Annotated in this window: 10 protein-coding genes and 1 pseudogene; 7 read left to right on the plus strand and 4 right to left on the minus strand. The window is 63.0% G+C overall.

Going from position 1 to position 17,755, the window contains the following annotated elements:
• The first annotated feature begins 610 nt into the window (after window positions 1–610).
• From rimP to truB, 5 genes are all read left to right on the plus strand, one after another.
• Window positions 611–1,069 (plus strand): ribosome maturation factor RimP, encoded by a 459-nt coding sequence (rimP, locus tag HV744_RS32650; protein ID WP_064269683.1) that lies wholly within the window; start codon window positions 611–613, stop codon window positions 1,067–1,069.
• Entirely contained in the window at window positions 1,066–2,541 is a 1,476-nt protein-coding gene (nusA, locus tag HV744_RS32655; protein WP_149675287.1) for a transcription termination factor NusA, read from the plus strand. The genes rimP and nusA overlap by 4 nt, the downstream gene beginning before the upstream one ends.
• Before the next feature lie 94 nt (window positions 2,542–2,635).
• Window positions 2,636–5,596 (plus strand): translation initiation factor IF-2, encoded by a 2,961-nt coding sequence (gene infB / locus HV744_RS32660; protein ID WP_175153443.1) that lies wholly within the window; start codon window positions 2,636–2,638, stop codon window positions 5,594–5,596.
• 198 nt (window positions 5,597–5,794) lie between these two features.
• Window positions 5,795–6,160: a 30S ribosome-binding factor RbfA gene (gene rbfA, locus HV744_RS32665; RefSeq protein ID WP_175153444.1), complete on the plus strand. Its 366-nt coding sequence runs from the start codon at window positions 5,795–5,797 to the stop codon at window positions 6,158–6,160.
• Between the two features lie 81 nt (window positions 6,161–6,241).
• Window positions 6,242–7,177 carry a tRNA pseudouridine(55) synthase TruB gene (truB, locus tag HV744_RS32670; RefSeq protein WP_175153445.1) on the plus strand — a complete coding sequence of 312 codons (936 nt, stop codon included), beginning with the start codon at window positions 6,242–6,244 and terminating at the stop codon, window positions 7,175–7,177.
• Between the two features lie 152 nt (window positions 7,178–7,329).
• On the opposite strand, the pseudogene HV744_RS32675 reads toward truB, so the two are convergent.
• The 4 genes and pseudogenes from HV744_RS32675 to HV744_RS32690 all read right to left on the minus strand — a co-directional run.
• Window positions 7,330–8,925, minus strand: a pseudogene (locus tag HV744_RS32675) (DHA2 family efflux MFS transporter permease subunit); the annotation flags it as partial.
• A gap of 3 nt (window positions 8,926–8,928) precedes the next feature.
• A complete protein-coding gene (locus tag HV744_RS32680) occupies window positions 8,929–10,152 on the minus strand; it encodes an EmrA/EmrK family multidrug efflux transporter periplasmic adaptor subunit (protein ID WP_175153447.1) in 1,224 nt (407 codons plus the stop codon).
• 98 nt (window positions 10,153–10,250) lie between these two features.
• Window positions 10,251–11,759, minus strand: a complete 1,509-nt coding sequence (locus HV744_RS32685; protein WP_175153448.1) for an efflux transporter outer membrane subunit — start codon at window positions 11,757–11,759, stop codon at window positions 10,251–10,253.
• A 49-nt stretch (window positions 11,760–11,808) separates the two neighbouring features.
• On the minus strand, window positions 11,809–12,324 hold the full coding sequence (locus HV744_RS32690) for a MarR family winged helix-turn-helix transcriptional regulator (protein WP_175153449.1): 516 nt from the start codon (window positions 12,322–12,324) through the stop codon (window positions 11,809–11,811).
• 342 nt (window positions 12,325–12,666) lie between these two features.
• Here HV744_RS32690 and typA point away from each other — a divergent pair, with 342 nt between their 5' ends.
• Complete coding sequence (gene typA, locus HV744_RS32695; protein ID WP_175153450.1) at window positions 12,667–14,493, plus strand: translational GTPase TypA; 1,827 nt, start codon at window positions 12,667–12,669, stop codon at window positions 14,491–14,493.
• 384 nt (window positions 14,494–14,877) lie between these two features.
• Window positions 14,878–17,739: a 2-oxoglutarate dehydrogenase E1 component gene (locus HV744_RS32700; RefSeq protein ID WP_175153451.1), complete on the plus strand. Its 2,862-nt coding sequence runs from the start codon at window positions 14,878–14,880 to the stop codon at window positions 17,737–17,739.
• Window positions 17,740–17,755 lie beyond the last annotated feature (16 nt).

Below are 17,755 nucleotides of genomic sequence, written 5' to 3' on the forward strand. Positions count from 1 at the left end.
AACGCCAACCGCGCGGGCGGCGGCAATGCCGGCCCGGGCGGCGCCAATCGCGGCGGCGGCGCGCCGCGCGGCCGTTCGCGTGGCCGTTGAGCAACAGGGCTAGTCCCGCAGGGCGGCCGGCCGCTAATCGTTCTTTGACGATTTTCGCGGCCGCCGTCCGATTCGATCGACGCACGCCGCCGGTTTCAAGCAACGCATAAAACGACGGCACAGTCGAAAGTAGGGGCAGGGTTAATTTGCCCTGCTTGCGCGGCGCCGGTTCAGGGCGGCCCAAGCCGCCTTGCAAAAGGCCCGGAACGTCGCTTTAGCGTCGAAAGATTCCCATGAAATCAAGCGTAAATGCGCTTCACGCAGCGTTCTGCGGTTTGCGTTTGTCCCGAAAAATGGCTACAATCGCGAAGTCGCTGGGCGTGCGGCTTTTCATGTGCGGCTCAGGTGCGACCACCGGTAATAAGATGATGGGCGTTTAGCCCATTTTTTTTTGCCGCTCAGTTCGTCGTGGTTCGGCATCTCGGGTTCGCACGAACGTGCGCCGGCTTGGCGCGCGGCCCGCATTGATTGTTTGCAAAACAAGCGGCAGGCTCGCTGCGCGAACATCTAAGAGGGCACTGTGCAACTGACGGAACTGATTGAAACCACGGTCGTGGGACTCGGCTACGAGCTCGTCGACTTCGAGCGCACCGGGCGCGGCATGATGTGCATTTATATCGACCAGCCGGCCGGCATCGCGATCGAAGACTGCGAGAAAGTCACGCGTCAGCTCCAGCACGTTTTGACGGTCGAAAATATCGATTACGAGCGGCTTGAAGTGTCGTCGCCGGGTCTCGACCGCCCGCTGAAAAAATTGGCGGATTTCGAACGCTTCGCAGGCAGCGAAGTAGTAATCACATTGAAAAAGCCATTGGACGGACGGAAATCGTACCGGGGCATCCTGCATGCTCCGCAAGGCGAGACGATCGGTCTGGAATTTGAAGGGAAGGAAGGCGCCGCGATGCTCGATTTCACGCTCGCGGACATGGACAAAGCACGCCTCGTTCCGAAAGTTGACTTTAGGAGCCGCAAACAATGAGTCGCGAAGTGTTGATGCTGGTGGATGCGCTGGCACGCGAGAAGAATGTCGACAAAGACGTGGTATTTGCCGCGCTCGAAGCGGCTCTCGCTTCGGCCTCCAAGAAACTCTTCGAAGAAGACGCGGATATCCGCGTCCATATCGACCGTGAAAGCGGCGAGCACGAAACGTTTCGCCGCTGGAAAGTGGTGCCGGACGAAGCCGGTTTGCAGGAACCGGATCAGGAAATTCTGCTGTTCGAAGCACGCGAGCAGAAGCCCGAGATCCAGCTCGACGAGTTCATCGAAGAACCGGTGCCGTCGATCGAATTCGGCCGTATTGGCGCGCAGGCCGCCAAGCAGGTGATCCTGCAGAAGGTGCGCGACGCCGAGCGCGAGCAGATCCTGAACGACTTCCTCGAGCGCGGCGAGCACATCATGACCGGCTCGGTGAAGCGTCTCGACAAGGGCAACTTCATCGTCGAAACCGGCCGTGTCGAAGCGCTGTTGCGCCGCGACCAGCTGATTCCGAAGGAAAACCTGCGCGTGGGCGACCGCGTGCGCGCCTACATCGCGAAGGTCGATCGCACCGCGCGCGGTCCGCAGATCGAGCTCTCGCGTACGGCGCCCGAATTCCTGATGAAGCTGTTCGAGATGGAAGTGCCGGAAATCGAACAGGGCCTGCTGGAAATCAAGGCGGCCGCCCGCGATCCGGGCGTGCGCGCGAAGATCGGCGTGGTCGCGTACGACAAGCGCATCGATCCGATCGGCACCTGCGTCGGCATTCGCGGTTCGCGCGTGCAGGCGGTGCGTAACGAGCTCGGTGGCGAAAACGTCGACATCGTGCTATGGTCGGAAGATCCCGCACAGTTCGTGATCGGCGCGCTCGCGCCGGCAGCCGTCCAGTCGATCGTCGTCGATGAAGAAAAGCACTCGATGGACGTCGTCGTAGACGAAAACGAACTGGCGGTCGCGATCGGCCGCAGCGGCCAGAACGTGCGTCTTGCCAGCGAACTCACCGGCTGGCAGATCAACATCATGACGCCGGACGAATCTGCGCAAAAGCAGAATCAGGAACGCGGTGTACTGCGTGACCTGTTCATGGCGCGTCTCGATGTCGACGAAGAAGTCGCCGATATCCTGATCGACGAAGGCTTCACGAGCCTCGAAGAGATCGCTTATGTGCCGCTCAACGAAATGCTCGAAATCGAAGCATTCGACGAAGACACCGTCCACGAACTGCGTAATCGCTCGCGCGACGCGCTGTTGACGTTGGCGATCGCGAATGAAGAAAAGGTCGAAAATGTAGCGCTCGACCTGAAGAGCCTGGACGGCATGGACGCCGACCTGCTCGCGAAGCTGGCCGAACACCAGGTCCAGACGCGCGACGAACTCGCCGAGCTGGCTGTGGATGAACTGGTCGAGATGACCGGAATGGAAGAGGATGCCGCTAAGGCGTTGATCATGAAAGCACGTGAACACTGGTTCCAGTGAGAAATGACCATGGCGCACTAAATTGAACGCGGCCGTCAGGCCGCATGACCCGATGCTAACCGCAAGGAATCGGTCCTTGCATTAAGAGGAATGAATGGCGAGTAACAACGTAGCCCAATTTGCCGCGGAACTGAAAATGCCTGCAGGCGTGCTGCTCGAGCAGCTGCAGGCGGCGGGCGTCCAGAAAGCGAGCGAAGACGACAACCTGTCCGAGGCGGACAAGGCGCGTCTGCTCGACCACTTGCGTAAGTCGCATGGCTCGAACGATGCCGACAAGCGCAAGATCACGCTGACGCGCCGGCATACGTCGGAGATCAAGCAGTCCGATGCGACGGGCAAAGCTCGCACCATTCAGGTCGAGGTGCGCAAGAAGCGCACTTTCGTCCGCCGCGACGAAACCTCCGCTGAAGGCGGGGATGCATCGAATCATGCGGCCGAAGGCGCCGAGGTCGACGATCTGGAACTTCAGCGTCGTGAAGAGGAAGCGCGTCACGAAGCCGAGCTGCTCGAAAAGCAGGCTCAGGAGTTGAAGGCGCGTCAGGAACAACTCGAACGCGAAGAAGCCGAGCGTCAGGCGCGCGAGCAGGCTGCTGAAGCCGAGCGCCGTCGCGCGGAAGAAGAAGCGGCGAAAAAGCGCGTAGTGGCTGCAGCCGAGGCGGCAGCACGCGAGAAGGCTCAACAGGCGGTGGAGGTTGCGCAGCCGGTGGCCGCGAAGGCTGAGCCGGTAGCTGCCAAGGCAGCGCCGGCGGTTGCCAGGGAAAGCGAACAGGACGACGAACGCGCAGCGGCAGAACGCGCTGCGCAACGCGAAGCCGCGAAGAAAGCAGAAGACGCAGCGCGTCAGGCTGCCGAGAAAGCGCGTGCCGAGCAGGAAGAAATCACCAAGCGCCGGGCCGCGGCGGAAGCCGAAGCGCGTGCCATTCGCGAAATGATGAGCACGCCGCGCAAGGCGCAGGTCAAGGCGCCGGAACCGGCACCGAAGCCCGCTGAGCCGGTCAAGGCCGCGGAAGCCAAGGGCACTCTGCACAAGCCGGCACGTCCGGCAGGCGAAGCGCCGGCGCGTCCGGCTGCGAAGAAGCCGGCTGCCGCGGCTCCGGCTGCCACGACCGCGCCGTCCGCTGGCGACAAGAAGAAGCCGGGCGGTGGCAAGGGCGGCTGGCAGGACGACGCAGCGAAGCGCCGCGGTATCAAGACGCGTGGCGATTCGAGCGGCGGTGTCGATCGTGGCTGGCGCGGTGGCCCGAAGGGTCGCGGCAAGCATCAGGATCAGAGCACCACGTTCCAGGCGCCGACCGAACCGATCGTGCGTGAAGTGCACGTGCCGGAAACCATCACGGTCGCCGATCTGGCGCACAAGATGGCGGTGAAGGCGTCGGAAGTCATCAAGTCGATGATGAAGCTCGGCCAGATGGTCACGATCAACCAGATGCTGGACCAGGAAACGGCGATGATCATCGTCGAGGAACTGGGCCACCACGCGGTCGCGGCCAAGCTGGACGATCCGGAAGCGATGCTGGTCGAAGGCGAAGTGTCCGATGCGGAAGCACTGCCGCGTCCGCCCGTCGTCACGGTCATGGGTCACGTCGACCACGGCAAGACCTCGCTGCTCGACTACATCCGCCGCGCGAAGGTTGCAGCGGGCGAAGCGGGTGGCATTACGCAGCACATCGGCGCTTATCACGTCGAAACGCCGCGTGGCGTGATTACGTTCCTCGACACGCCGGGTCACGAAGCCTTTACGGCGATGCGTGCCCGCGGTGCGAAGGCAACCGACATCGTGATTCTGGTGGTCGCAGCCGACGACGGCGTGATGCCGCAGACGAAGGAAGCGATCGCCCACGCGAAGGCAGGCGGCGTGCCGCTCGTCGTCGCGATCAACAAGATCGACAAGCCGGATGCGAATCCGGAGCGCGTGAAGCAGGAACTCGTCGCCGAAGGCGTCGTGCCGGAAGAGTACGGTGGTGATTCGCCGTTCGTGTCGGTGTCGGCGAAGACCGGCGCGGGCATCGACGATCTGCTCGAAAACGTGTTGCTGCAAGCCGAAGTGCTGGAACTGACGGCACCGGTCGAAGCGCCGGCCAAGGGTCTGGTCATCGAAGCGAAGCTCGACAAGGGTAAGGGTCCGGTTGCAACGATCCTGGTCCAGTCGGGTACGCTGAACCGCGGCGACGTGGTGCTGGCAGGCAGCGCTTACGGTCGTGTGCGAGCCATGCTCGACGAAACCAGCAAGCCGACCAAGTCCGCTGGCCCGTCGATCCCGGTCGAAATCCAGGGTCTGTCGGAAGTCCCGCAGGCAGGCGAAGAAGTCATCGTCATGCCGGACGAGCGCAAGGCGCGTGAAGTCGCGCTGTTCCGTCAAGGCAAGTTCCGCGACGTCAAGCTCGCCAAGCAACAGGCCGCGAAGCTCGAGAACATGCTGGAACAGATGGGCGAAGGCGAAGTGCAGCACATGCCGCTCATCGTCAAGGCCGACGTGCAAGGTTCGCAGGAAGCTTTGGTGCAGTCGCTGCTCAAGCTGTCGACCGACGAAGTGCGCGTGCAGATCGTGCACGGCGCCGTGGGCGGCATCAGCGAGTCCGACGTCAACCTGGCAACGGCTTCGAAGGCGGTCATCATCGGCTTTAACACCCGTGCGGATGCGCAAGCTCGCAAGCTGGCGGAGTCCAACGGTGTCGATATTCGCTACTACAACATCATCTATGACGCAGTGGATGACGTGAAGGCCGCGATGTCGGGCATGCTGGCGCCGGAGAAGCGCGAAGTCGTGACGGGTACGGTCGAAGTGCGCCAGGTCTTCAAGGTGCCGAAGATCGGCGCGGTGGCCGGCTGTATGGTCACGGACGGTTTCGTCAAGCGCTCGTCGTCGGTGCGCGTGCTGCGCAACCACGTCGTCATCTTCACGGGCGAGCTCGATTCGCTCAAGCGCTTCAAGGACGACGTGAAGGAAGTTCGTCAGGGCTTCGAGTGCGGTATGTCGATCAAGAACTTCAACGATATCGTCGAAGGCGATCAGTTCGAAGTCTTCGAGGTCACCGAAGTCGCGCGTACGCTGTAATTCACGCGGCACGGCTCAACGGGCGGAGCGGGCTTTAACGCCCGCTCCGCCCGTTGTTTTTGGGCCCACCGTTGCGCGCCCACGAGCGAGCCCGCGGTCAGGCGCTGGTCAACCGCGCCGCTTGCCCGCCGCCCGCTCAACGAGCCACGGCTCGCGCGAACAACTTTTTGCATCCGTCACAACGGATCACACAACACCATGCCTAAAAAACGTACTTCTCCCAATCGCAACGTGCAGATCGCCGATCAGATCCAGCGCGATTTGTCCGAGTTGCTGCGCGAGGTCAAAGATCCGCGCATCGGTATCGTCACGATTCAGAGCGTCGAGCTGACGCCTGACTACGCGCACGCGAAAGTCTATTTCACGACGCTGACGGGCGACCCGCAACAGACGCTCGAGGCGCTCGCGCACGCGGCCGGCCATCTGCACAATCAGCTGTTCAAGCGGCTGCATATTCATACCGTGCCGACGCTGCATTTCCATTACGACAAGACGATCGAGCGGGCCGTCGAAATGTCGCGTCTGATCGACGAGGCGAACGCGAATCGCGCGAAAGAAGATTGAGCGCACCGTGAGCCGCAATGCCTGAGTTGCGATGCGCTCAGCGCTGTTTTCCGTATTCATTGAAGTCTTCGCCTTTCTGACATGACCGCACCTCAACGCCCCCGCGTGCCGCGTCGCGCGCTCGACGGCGTACTGCTGCTCGACAAGCCGCTCGGCCTGTCGAGCAACGACGCGCTGATTCGCGCGAAGCGTCTCTATCTGGCGAAAAAGGCGGGCCACACCGGCACGCTCGATCCCCTGGCGACCGGCCTGCTGCCGCTGTGTTTCGGCGAAGCCACCAAGTTTTCGCAGGACCTGCTCGAAGCCGACAAGACCTACGAGGCCACCATGCGCCTCGGCATTCGCACGACCACCGGCGACGCCGAAGGCGAAGCGATCGACACGCGCGAAGTGACGTGCGACGAGGCGGCGGTGCAGGCGGTTCTGCCAAAGTTCCTCGGCGACATCGTTCAGGTTCCGCCGATGTACTCGGCGCTCAAGCGCGACGGCAAGCCGCTGTACGAATATGCACGCGCTGGCCAGACAGTGGAGCGGGAAGGGCGTCAGGTAACGATCCTCAAGCTCGAGTTGCTCGCTTGCGCGCTGCCGGACGTAACGTTTCGCGTGACGAGCAGCAAGGGCACATATGTGCGTACGCTGGCCGAGGATATCGGCGAAGCGCTGGGTTGCGGCGCGCATCTGGTTGCGCTGCGGCGCACCGGCGTCGGCGCGTTGACGCTCGCGAATTCGGTGACGCTCGACGCGCTGTCCGATGCGACCGAGAGCGAGCGCGACACATGGCTGCAACCGGTGGACGCGTTGTTGTCGACATTCCCGCTCGTGCGCTTGAACGAAGACGAAACGCGCCGCTTTCTGCACGGCCAGCGTTTGAAGCTTTCCGAGTTGACCATTACCGGCGACGCCGTGAACGCGCCGCGCGTCAGGGTGTATGCCGGGCAAGGCCGTCTGCTGGGTGTCGCGAAGCAAGGCGAGGGCGTGCTCGCGCCCGAACGGCTGGTGGTGACGACGGCGAGCTAGATCGCTCACAACCACGCGCCGGCAAAGGCGCGCAGGTGGTCGCGCATGCGGCGATGGCGCCGCCTTGCCTGCTGCAAAGAAAAAGGCGGGACCGCGATCGAGCGGTCCCGCCTTTTTTTATGACGTCTGCCTCGTCGGACTGACGCGGTGCCTCAGTGTGCCGCGGCAGCCGCCGCACCCGCGTCGCCACCGGCGCGTTCCGGTCGCGTGATCCAGATCAGCGCGATCAGCGCCACAAAAATGCCGGCGGAAACGAAGAACAGATCGTTCACGCCCAACTGCGCAGCCTGCTGCGTGGCCATCGAGTTGAACAGACCATACGCCTGCGGCTGACTGAAGCCCGCCGCGCCCATCTGCCGGATCGACTGATCGAACACCGGGTTGTACGCGTTAGCCTGCTCGGCCAGTTGCGCGTGATGCATGATCGTGCGGTGATCCCACGCGGTCTGGAAAATCGAGGTGCCGATACCGCCGCACATGATCCGCACGAAATTCGACAAACCCGACGCCGCCGGAATCCGGTTGCCCGGCAAGCCCGACAGCGTGATCGACACGAGCGGGATGAAGAACCCGGCCATGCCGATTCCCTGAATCAACGTGGGCAGCAGCAGCGAATAAGTATCGACGCCGGTCGTATAGCGCGAGCGCATCCAGAAACACAGCGCGAACACGAGGAACGACAGCGTCGCGATATAGCGCGGATCGGTGCGCGGCAAGATCTTGCCCGTGATCGGCGACAGCAGCACGGCGAACAGGCCCACCGGCGCCATCACCAGCCCGGCTTCGGTCGCGGTGTAGCCGATATCGGTTTGCAGCCACAACGGCAGCAACACGAGATTGCCGAAGTAGAGCCCGTAGCCGATCGACAGCGCGATCGTGCCGCCCGTGAAATTGCGCCGGCTGAACAGCGATAGATCCACTACCGGATGCTCGGCCGTCAATTCCCACACGATGAAGAACGCGAGCGCGATCACCGCGACCAGCGCCAGCACGACGACGGTCGTCGACGAGAACCAGTCGAGATCCTTGCCCTTGTCGAGCATGACCTGCAGCGAGCCGACCCAGACGATCAGCAGGCCGAGGCCGACGCCGTCGATCGGCGCTTTCCTGACCACCGAATCGCGGTTGCGGAAGATCATCCACGTCGCCACAGCGGCGATCACGCCGACCGGAATGTTGACGTAGAAAATCCACGGCCACGAGATGTTGTCCGAAATCCAGCCGCCGAGAATCGGACCGGCCACCGGTGCAATCAGCGTGGTCATCGCCCACATCGATAACGCCATCGGTGCTTTCGCGCGTGGATAGCTGGCGAGCAGCAGTGTTTGCGACAGCGGGATCATCGGGCCGGCCACCGCGCCTTGCAGCACGCGCGAAGCCAGCAGAAACGGCAGGGTGGGCGCGAGACCGCACAGCCATGACGAGATCACGAACAGCACGATCGACGCCATGAACAGGCGCACCTGGCCGATGCGGTCAGTGAGCCAGCCGGTCAGCGGCACGGAGATCGCGTTGGCGACCGCGAACGAGGTGATCACCCACGTGCCCTGGTCGGCCGACACGCCGAGGTCGCCTGAAATCGACGGGATCGACACGTTTGCGATCGACGTGTCGAGCACGTTCATGAACACGGCGAGCGACACCGCGATGGTGCCGATCACCAGTTGCGCGCCCTCGAGCGGCGGATGAGGGGCTTGCGCCTGAGCCTGAGCCATTAAAGAAGCCTTGTATGAAGCGTCGCGCGCCCTGTATCAGCTCTTCGCAGCGGACCTGGCCGCACCGGCCTGGGACGACTTCTGCGAGCCGCCGTTCGGGCCTGCGTTTTCCTCGATGATGCGGGCGATTTCCGCGTCGGCTTCGTCGCCGTACTTGTCGAACACATTGGTCTGGTAGACGGTGTTGGGCGCCTGGCCGAGCTGGGCGCCGTTGTCGCCCTTGATGTTCACGTCGGCCTGCATCGACAGGCCGATGCGCAGCGGGTGCTTTTCAAGTTCCTGCGGGTCGAGTTCGATCCGCACGGGCAAACGCTGCACCACCTTGATCCAGTTGCCGGTCGCGTTTTGCGCGGGCAGCAGCGAAAACGCCGAACCCGTGCCGGCCGAGAAGCCGGCCACCTTGCCGTGGTACACCACCGACGAACCGTACACGTCGGCCGTCAGTTCGACCGGCTGGCCGATACGCATGTGCTTGAGTTGCACTTCCTTGAAGTTGGCGTCGACCCACACGCCACCAAGCGGCACTATCGCCATCAGCGGGGTGCCCGGCGAGACGCGCTGGCCGACCTGCACCGAGCGCTTCGCGACGTAGCCGGTGACCGGCGCCGGCAGCGTGTTGCGTGCGTTGTTCAGAAAGGCGTCGCGGACCTTGGTGGCGGCGGCCTGCACATTCGGATGGTTCGCGATCGTGGTGTTGGCGGTCAGCGCGCGGTTCGACGCCAGTTGCTGCTGGGCGGCGTCGACGGCGGCTTGCGCGCTCTTCACGGCGTCGCGGGCGTGCGAGATTTCTTCCTGCGACACCGCGCCGGTTTGCGCGACCGTCAGGCGGCGCTTCAGGTCGTCCTGAGCGCGCGACAGATCGGATTGACGCAGCGCGACTTGCGCCTGGTACTGGTTGTCGTCGGCGAACAGGCCGCGCACCTGGCGCACCGTTTGCGCCAGATTCGCTTTGGCCTGTTCCAGCGCGACGCGTGCATCGGCCGGATCGAGCACGACGAGCGGGTCGCCGGCCTTGACGGTTTGCGTGTCGTCCGCGTTGACGGCGACCACGGTGCCGGTGACCTGCGGCGTGATCTGCACGACGTTGCCGCTCACGTACGCGTCGTCGGTGTCTTCATGGAAGCGCGCGACGAGGAAGTAGTACAGGCCGTAAGCGACCGCTGCGATCAGGATCACGATGACGAGCAGCGTCATCATGCGCTTGCGTTTGCCGTTGTTCGCCGGTTGTTGCGGGGCGGCAGGCTGTTGGGGGGTGCTCATTGATGTGCTCCGGGTTCTCTTGAACGTCGTCGTTTATTCGGGTGTTCGTGCGTTTGCGTGGGTCTTCGCGCTGGCAGCGTCGCGTGCGCCCGGCGCGCTCAGTTCGCAGCGGCAGTCGCGGCGGTGGCCGATGCCGGGGCATCGGTCGGCACCACGAGGCCGGTCTGGGTTGCGTCGAAACCGCCGCCAAGCGCCTTGATGAGGCCGATCTGCAGATTGCGGCGGCGCATCTTCAGGCTCGTCACCGTCTGTTCGGCGGCGAGGCGGTTATCGTCGGCGGTCAGCACCTGCAACTGCGGCGACAGGCCGGCCTTGTAGCGGATCACCGCCAGCTGATACGCCTTGCTCGACGCGTCGAGCGCGCGTTGTGCGTCGCCCTCTTGCCGGTCGATCGAACGGATCGACGCCACTTGCGTCGAGACGTCCTGGAGCGCGTTGATCAGCGTCTGGTTGTAGGTCGCTACGTCCAGCTCGAAGTCGGCATAGCGGCCCTTCAATTGCGAGCGCAGCGCGCCGGCGTCGAAGATCGGCAGGTGGATCGCCGGGCCGAACTGGATCTGACGGCTTGACGCGGTGAGGAAGCGGCCCCAGCCGAACGCGTCGAAACCGAAGCTGGCCGCGAGGTTGACGTCCGGGAAGAACTCGGCCTTCGCTTCCTTCACGTCGTGCATCGCGGCTTCGACCTGCCAGCGCGCGGCAACGATATCCGCGCGCCGCGCGACGAGATCGGCCGGGATATTGTTCGGCAGCGCCACCGTGTCGCCGCCGCTCAGCGTCGGCTTGGCGATTTGCAGGCCACGATCCGGACCCTTGCCGAGCAGCGCGCCCAACTGGTAGCGCACGACGGTGATCTGGCCGTCGAGGTCGGTCAGGTTCGCCTGGCTGGTTGCGATGTTGCCCGCCGCGGTTTGCCGCTCGACGTTGGTGTCGAGGCCGGCCGTCACGCGGCCGTCGGTGATGCGGCCGACGTCCTGGCGGTTGGCGATTTCGTGCTCGGCGATTGCACGGAACGCGTACAGCTGCGCGAGCTGGTTGTAGGTGCTCGCCACGGACGCGGCGAGCGTCACGCGGGCCTGCTGCATGTCGGCCTGAGCGGCCTTTTCCTGCGACACGGCCTGGCCGAGGCGCTGACGGTTCTTGCCCCACAGGTCGAGATCCCACGACGCACTGGCGAGCACGTTGTTCTCGCTATACCAGGTGCCGCCAAACGGAGGCGGGAAGAGCGCATTCTCGGAGTACAGTTCGCGAGTCCATGAATAGCTGGCGTCGACCGTGGGAAACAACGCCGCGCGCGAAGTCTCGATATACGAGGACGCCTTCGCCAGACGCGCTTGCGCCTGCGCGATCGACGGGCTGCCTTCGAGCGCTTCCGCGATCAGCCTGGGCAGTTGCGGGTCGCCGAACTGATTGGCCCAGTCGAGCGACGGCCATTGGCCTCCTTCGCCGGGCAGACTCTGCGCGGACTCGTACTGCGTCGGCGCCGAGATCTGCTTGTCGCTCTTCACACCGAAGTAGTTCGCGCACCCCGTGAGGGCGAGCGCCGTTACCGCAGCGGCGACAGCGGCCCGGCTCGAAAGCGCGGGCGCGGACAGGGAAAGGGATTTCATCGCTCGACTCTTTGAGTGGAATGTAATGATGGACCCAGCAAGCAATTTCTTACGATTTGCTATCAAAATTGCTTGCTGCATCACGGGTTAGTCCCGTATGTTCGCCGGAATTGATAAGCACGCGGCGTAGCATGCTCTTTAGAAAGCCCACTTCTTCGGCGGTGAAACCGCCCAGCAGACTGTCCAGCACGCCTTTGAAAATCGCCGGCATTCTGGCTGCGGTCGCGTGGCCTTCGGGTGTCAGCGCGAGGCGCACGACGCGCCGGTCTTCGTTGCTGCGCACCCGGGTCAGCAGGCCGCGCTTTTCCAGCCGGTCGACCAGCCGCGTGACGGCGCTTGCGTCGATACCGTATTCACGGGCCAGTTCGGCGGCCAGCAGACATTTGCCGCTTGCCACCATGAACAGAATGCTGCCCTGCTGGCTGGTGATGCCCAACTCGGCCATGCTTCGCTGCGTGATCAGGTTCGACATCGTCGATTTCACCCGCGAGAGGAGATAGCCGACGCTTTCGCCTAGCTGATACTCGCTGAGGTCCGGCGTGGGGGTGGGGGACGGCTCCGTCATGATTCTCGTGCGAATGCAATGGTTGACTATGCAGGATTATAGGGTGCGGTTGGTTGACGCGGCAAGCGTTATTGCAGCTTAGGCAAGGATCTTCCCGCCCTCAAGACGGAATCGGACACACTTTCGCGCAGGGTGCGCCGACACGATCGGCGCCGCCGTCCTACGCTCCGCTGCATGGATGGTGACCGCTCTATCAGGGAATACCAGAAAGCTTCATCGTGGCGTGCTAGAATATTGGGTTCCCAAAAGTGCGCTTTGGGCTTGTCGTGGTTGGTATCAGTAACGTAACCGGCATAAGCAAGCGGTAAGCAAGCGGCGCACTCAACTGTCTCCAGGTTTCCTATGACCCGCGCCCTACGCAACATCGCCATCATTGCCCACGTCGACCACGGCAAGACTACGCTCGTCGACCAGCTCCTCCGCCAGACCGCCACGTTCCGTGACAACCAGCAGGTCGCCGAGCGCGTGATGGACTCGAACGACATCGAAAAGGAACGTGGCATCACGATTCTTTCGAAGAATTGCGCGGTCGAGTACGAAGGCACCCACATCAACATCGTCGATACCCCGGGCCACGCCGACTTCGGCGGTGAAGTGGAGCGCGTGCTGTCGATGGTCGACTCGGTGCTGCTGCTGGTCGACGCCGTCGAAGGCCCGATGCCGCAAACGCGCTTCGTGACCAAGAAGGCGCTGGCGCTCGGCCTGAAGCCGATCGTCGTGATCAACAAGGTGGATCGTCCGGGCGCGCGCATCGACTGGGTGATCAACCAGACGTTCGACCTGTTCGACAAGCTGGGCGCAACCGACGAGCAGCTGGACTTCCCGATCGTCTACGCATCGGGCCTGAACGGCTACGCTGGCCTGACCCCGGACGTGCGCGAAGGCGATATGCGTCCGCTGTTCGAAGCCGTGCTGGAGCACGTTCCGGTTCGCCCGGCCGATCCGGATGCGCCGCTGCAACTGCAGATCACGTCGCTGGATTACTCGTCGTACGTAGGCCGTATCGGCGTGGGCCGCATCACGCGCGGCACGATCAAGCCGGGTATGGCCGTCGCCGTGCGTTCGGGTCCCGACGGCGCGATCCTGAACCGCAAGATCAACCAGGTGCTGTCGTTCAAGGGGCTGGAGCGCGTGCAGGTCGACTCGGCTGAAGCTGGCGACATCGTGCTGATCAACGGTATCGAAGAAATCGGCATCGGCGTGACCATCTGCGCACCGGAACAGCCGGAAGCACTGCCGATGATCACCGTCGACGAACCCACGCTGACGATGAACTTCCTCGTCAATTCGTCGCCGCTGGCCGGCCGCGAGGGCAAGTTCGTCACGAGCCGTCAGATTCGCGACCGCCTGATGAAGGAACTGAACCACAACGTCGCGCTGCGCGTGAAGGAAACCGGCGACGAAACCACGTTTGAAGTGGCGGGCCGCGGTGAGCTGCACCTGACCATTCTGGTGGAAAACATGCGCCGCGAAGGCTACGAGCTGGCCGTGTCGCGTCCGCGCGTGGTGATGACGGAAGTCGACGGCGTGAAGCACGAACCGTACGAAAACCTGACCGTCGACATGGAAGACGGCCACCAGGGCGGCGTGATGGAAGAGCTGGGCCGCCGCAAGGGCGAGATGCTCGACATGGCGTCGGACGGGCGAGGCCGTACGCGTCTCGAGTACCGCATTTCGGCGCGTGGCCTGATCGGCTTCCAGTCGGAATTCCTCACGCTCACGCGCGGCACGGGCCTGATGAGCCACACGTTCGACTCGTACCAGCCGGTCAAGGAAGGCGCGGTCGGCGAGCGTCGCAACGGCGTGCTGATTTCGCAGGACGACGGGGCGGCAGTCGCGTACGCACTGTGGAAGCTGCAGGATCGCGGCCGCATGTTCGTGTCGCCCGGTGAGCCGCTGTACGAAGGCATGATCATCGGCATCCACAGTCGCGACAACGACCTGGTCGTGAACCCGATCAAGGGCAAGCAGCTGACCAACGTGCGTTCGTCGGGTACCGACGAAGCGGTGCGCCTCGTGCCGCCGATCCAGATGTCGCTGGAATACGCGGTCGAATTCATCGACGACGACGAGCTGGTCGAAGTCACGCCGCAATCGATCCGTCTGCGCAAGCGTTACCTGAAGGAACACGAGCGCCGTAGCGCGAGCCGCAAGGGTGCTGTGGACTAGGCAAGGCCTTGGCCTGAACGGGTCGGTAGCGGTACGTCGTAGACAGAAGCCACCTTCGGGTGGCTTTTGCCGTTTCTGAGCTTGGGAAATGTTGCGGGCCTTGGCTCGCGGTTCGTCGTCTGTTCGTCCCCGTTTTTCACAGGACACTGTTGCGAACCATGAAAAGAGCTTCGAAAGAGCCGTGAAAGCCCGTCGCGACAGGCCCGGGCGGCAATCGGTCTGCTATCTGCCCTATCCGTTCTGTGATATGCTCCCCGGGTGCAAAGTTTTAGGTCCTTCCAAGCAAGACTTGATTCGCGCAATCCGCTAAACGGTCAGGCCGTGTCGCGGAAGGTTCTGTAACCCGCTATTTCTCGAGAAACTCGAAGAAAGGTGAGCGTAAAAATGATGAAGCAATTCCAGTCGAACTCTTATCTGTTCGGCGGCAATGCTCCGTACGTAGAAGAATTGTACGAAGCGTATCTCGATAATCCGGCGTCAGTGCCCGAGAACTGGCGCAGCTATTTCGACGCGTTGCAGAACGTTCCTGCATCGGATGGCAGCAATGCCAACGACGTGGCTCATGGCCCGATCGTCGAATCGTTTGCTCAACGGGCCAAGGCTAATGCCTTCATCCCGCGCACGGCAGTTGGTGGCGAAGATCTCGCTACGGCCCGCAAGCAGGTTTATGTGCAGTCCCTCATCGGCGCATATCGCTTCCTCGGCTCGCAATGGGCCAATCTCGATCCCCTGAAGCGCCGCGAACGTCCCGCCATCCCCGAACTTGAACCCGCGTTCTACGACTTCACCGAAGCCGACATGGACCAGGAGTTCAGCGCAACGAATCTGTACTTCGGATTCGAGCGCGCGTCGCTGCGCGAGATCGTCAAGGCATTGCGCGACACGTACTGCGGCACGATCGGCGCCGAGTACATGTACATCAGCGATCCGGAACAGAAGCGCTGGTGGAAGGAGAAGCTCGAGTCGATCCGTTCGACGCCGAGCTTCAGCAACGACAAGAAGAAGCACATCCTGAATCGCCTGACGGCCGCTGAAGGCCTCGAGCGCTTCCTGCACACCAAGTACGTCGGCCAGAAGCGCTTCTCGCTCGAAGGCGGCGAGAGCTTCATCGCGTCGATGGACGAAGTCGTGCGTCACGGCGGCGCCAATGGCGTGCAGGAAATCGTCATCGGCATGGCTCACCGTGGCCGTCTGAACGTGCTGGTCAATACGCTCGGCAAGATGCCGGCTGACCTGTTCGCCGAATTCGAAGGCAAGCACGTCGACGACCTGCCGGCCGGCGACGTGAAGTACCACAAGGGTTTCTCGTCGGACGTCTCGACCGAAGGCGGCCCGGTTCACCTGTCGCTCGCGTTCAACCCGTCGCACCTCGAAATCGTCAACCCGGTGGTCGAAGGGTCGGCGAAGGCCCGGATGGACCGTCGCGGCGACGACAGCGGCCTGCAAGTGCTGCCGGTGCAGATCCACGGCGACGCCGCCTTCGCAGGCCAGGGCGTCGTGATGGAAACGCTGAACCTCGCGCAAACGCGCGGTTACGGCACGCACGGCACGCTGCACATCGTCATCAACAACCAGATCGGCTTCACGACGTCGGACCCGCGCGACTCGCGCTCCACGTTGTACTGCTCGGACGTCGTCAAGACGATCGAAGCGCCGGTGCTGCACGTGAACGGTGACGATCCTGAAGCGGTCGTTCTGGCTACGCAACTGGCTATCGATTTCCGGATGCAGTTCCACAAGGACGTCGTCGTCGACATCGTCTGCTTCCGCAAGCTGGGTCACAACGAGCAGGACACGCCGGCGGTCACGCAGCCGCTGATGTACAAGACGATTGCGAAGCACCCGGGCACGCGCGCGCTGTACGCTGAAAAGCTGGTGCAACAGGGCGTGATCACCGCGGAAGAAGGCGACGAATTCGTCAAGGCCTACCGCAAGGCGATGGACGAAGGCCATCACACGATCGATCCGGTGCTGTCGAACTACAAGAGCAAGTACGCGGTCGACTGGGTGCCGTTCCTGAACCGCAAGTGGACCGACGCAGCCGACACGGCTGTGCCGCTCGCGGAACTGAAGCGCCTCGCTGAGCGCGTCACCACGATCCCGGAAAACTTCAAGGTTCACCCGCTGGTCGAGCGCGTCATCAACGACCGTCGCGCGATGGGCCGTGGCGAAGCGAAGCTCGACTGGGGCATGGGCGAACACCTGGCATTCGCGTCGCTGGTCGCATCGGGCTATGCAGTGCGCCTGACCGGTCAGGACTCGGGCCGCGGCACGTTCACGCACCGTCACGCGGTGCTGCACGATCAGAACCGCGAACGCTGGAACGACGGCACCTACGTGCCGCTGCAGAACATCGCCGAAGGTCAGGCGAAGTTCACGGTGATCGACTCGGTGCTGTCGGAAGAAGCGGTGCTGGGCTTCGAATACGGTTACTCGACCGCTGAGCCGAATACGTTCGTCGCATGGGAAGCGCAGTTCGGCGACTTCGTGAACGGCGCGCAAGTCGTGATCGACCAGTTCATCTCGTCGGGCGAAGTGAAGTGGGGCCGCGTGTCGGGCCTGACGATGCTGCTGCCGCACGGCTACGAAGGTCAAGGTCCGGAGCATTCGTCGGCGCGTATCGAGCGTTTCCTGCAACTGTGCGCAGACCACAACATGCAGGTCGTTCAGCCGACCACGCCGGCGCAGATTTTCCACCTGTTGCGCCGTCAGATGATCCGCCTGTTCCGCAAGCCGCTGATCGTCGCTACGCCGAAGTCGCTGCTGCGTCACAAGGAAGCCGTGTCGGATCTGTCGGAACTGGCGAAGGGTTCGTTCCAGCCGGTGCTCGGCGAGATCGACGAGGCCGTCGAGGCGAAGAAGGTCAAGCGCGTGATCGTGTGCTCGGGCCGCGTGTACTACGACCTGCTCGCACATCGCCGCGAATCGAAGTCGAACGACGTCGCGATCATCCGTATCGAACAGCTCTACCCGTTCGCGCACAAGCAGTTCGAAGCGGAACTGAAGAAGTACGACAACGCGACCGAAGTGGTCTGGGTGCAGGACGAGCCGCAGAATCAGGGGCCGTGGTTCTACATCGAGCACCACCTGAAGGACGGCATGAAGGAAGGACAGAAGCTGGCATACAGCGGCCGTCCGGCTTCGGCCTCGCCGGCAGTCGGCTACTATGCGAAGCACTACGAGCAGCAGAAGGCGCTGGTCGAAGGCGCTTTCGGCCGCCTCAAGAGCGCGTCAATCGCTAAATAAAGAGAACAGACGAACC

The sequence above is a fragment of the Paraburkholderia ultramafica genome (genome assembly GCF_902859915.1).
GTDB lineage: Bacteria > Pseudomonadota > Gammaproteobacteria > Burkholderiales > Burkholderiaceae > Paraburkholderia > Paraburkholderia ultramafica.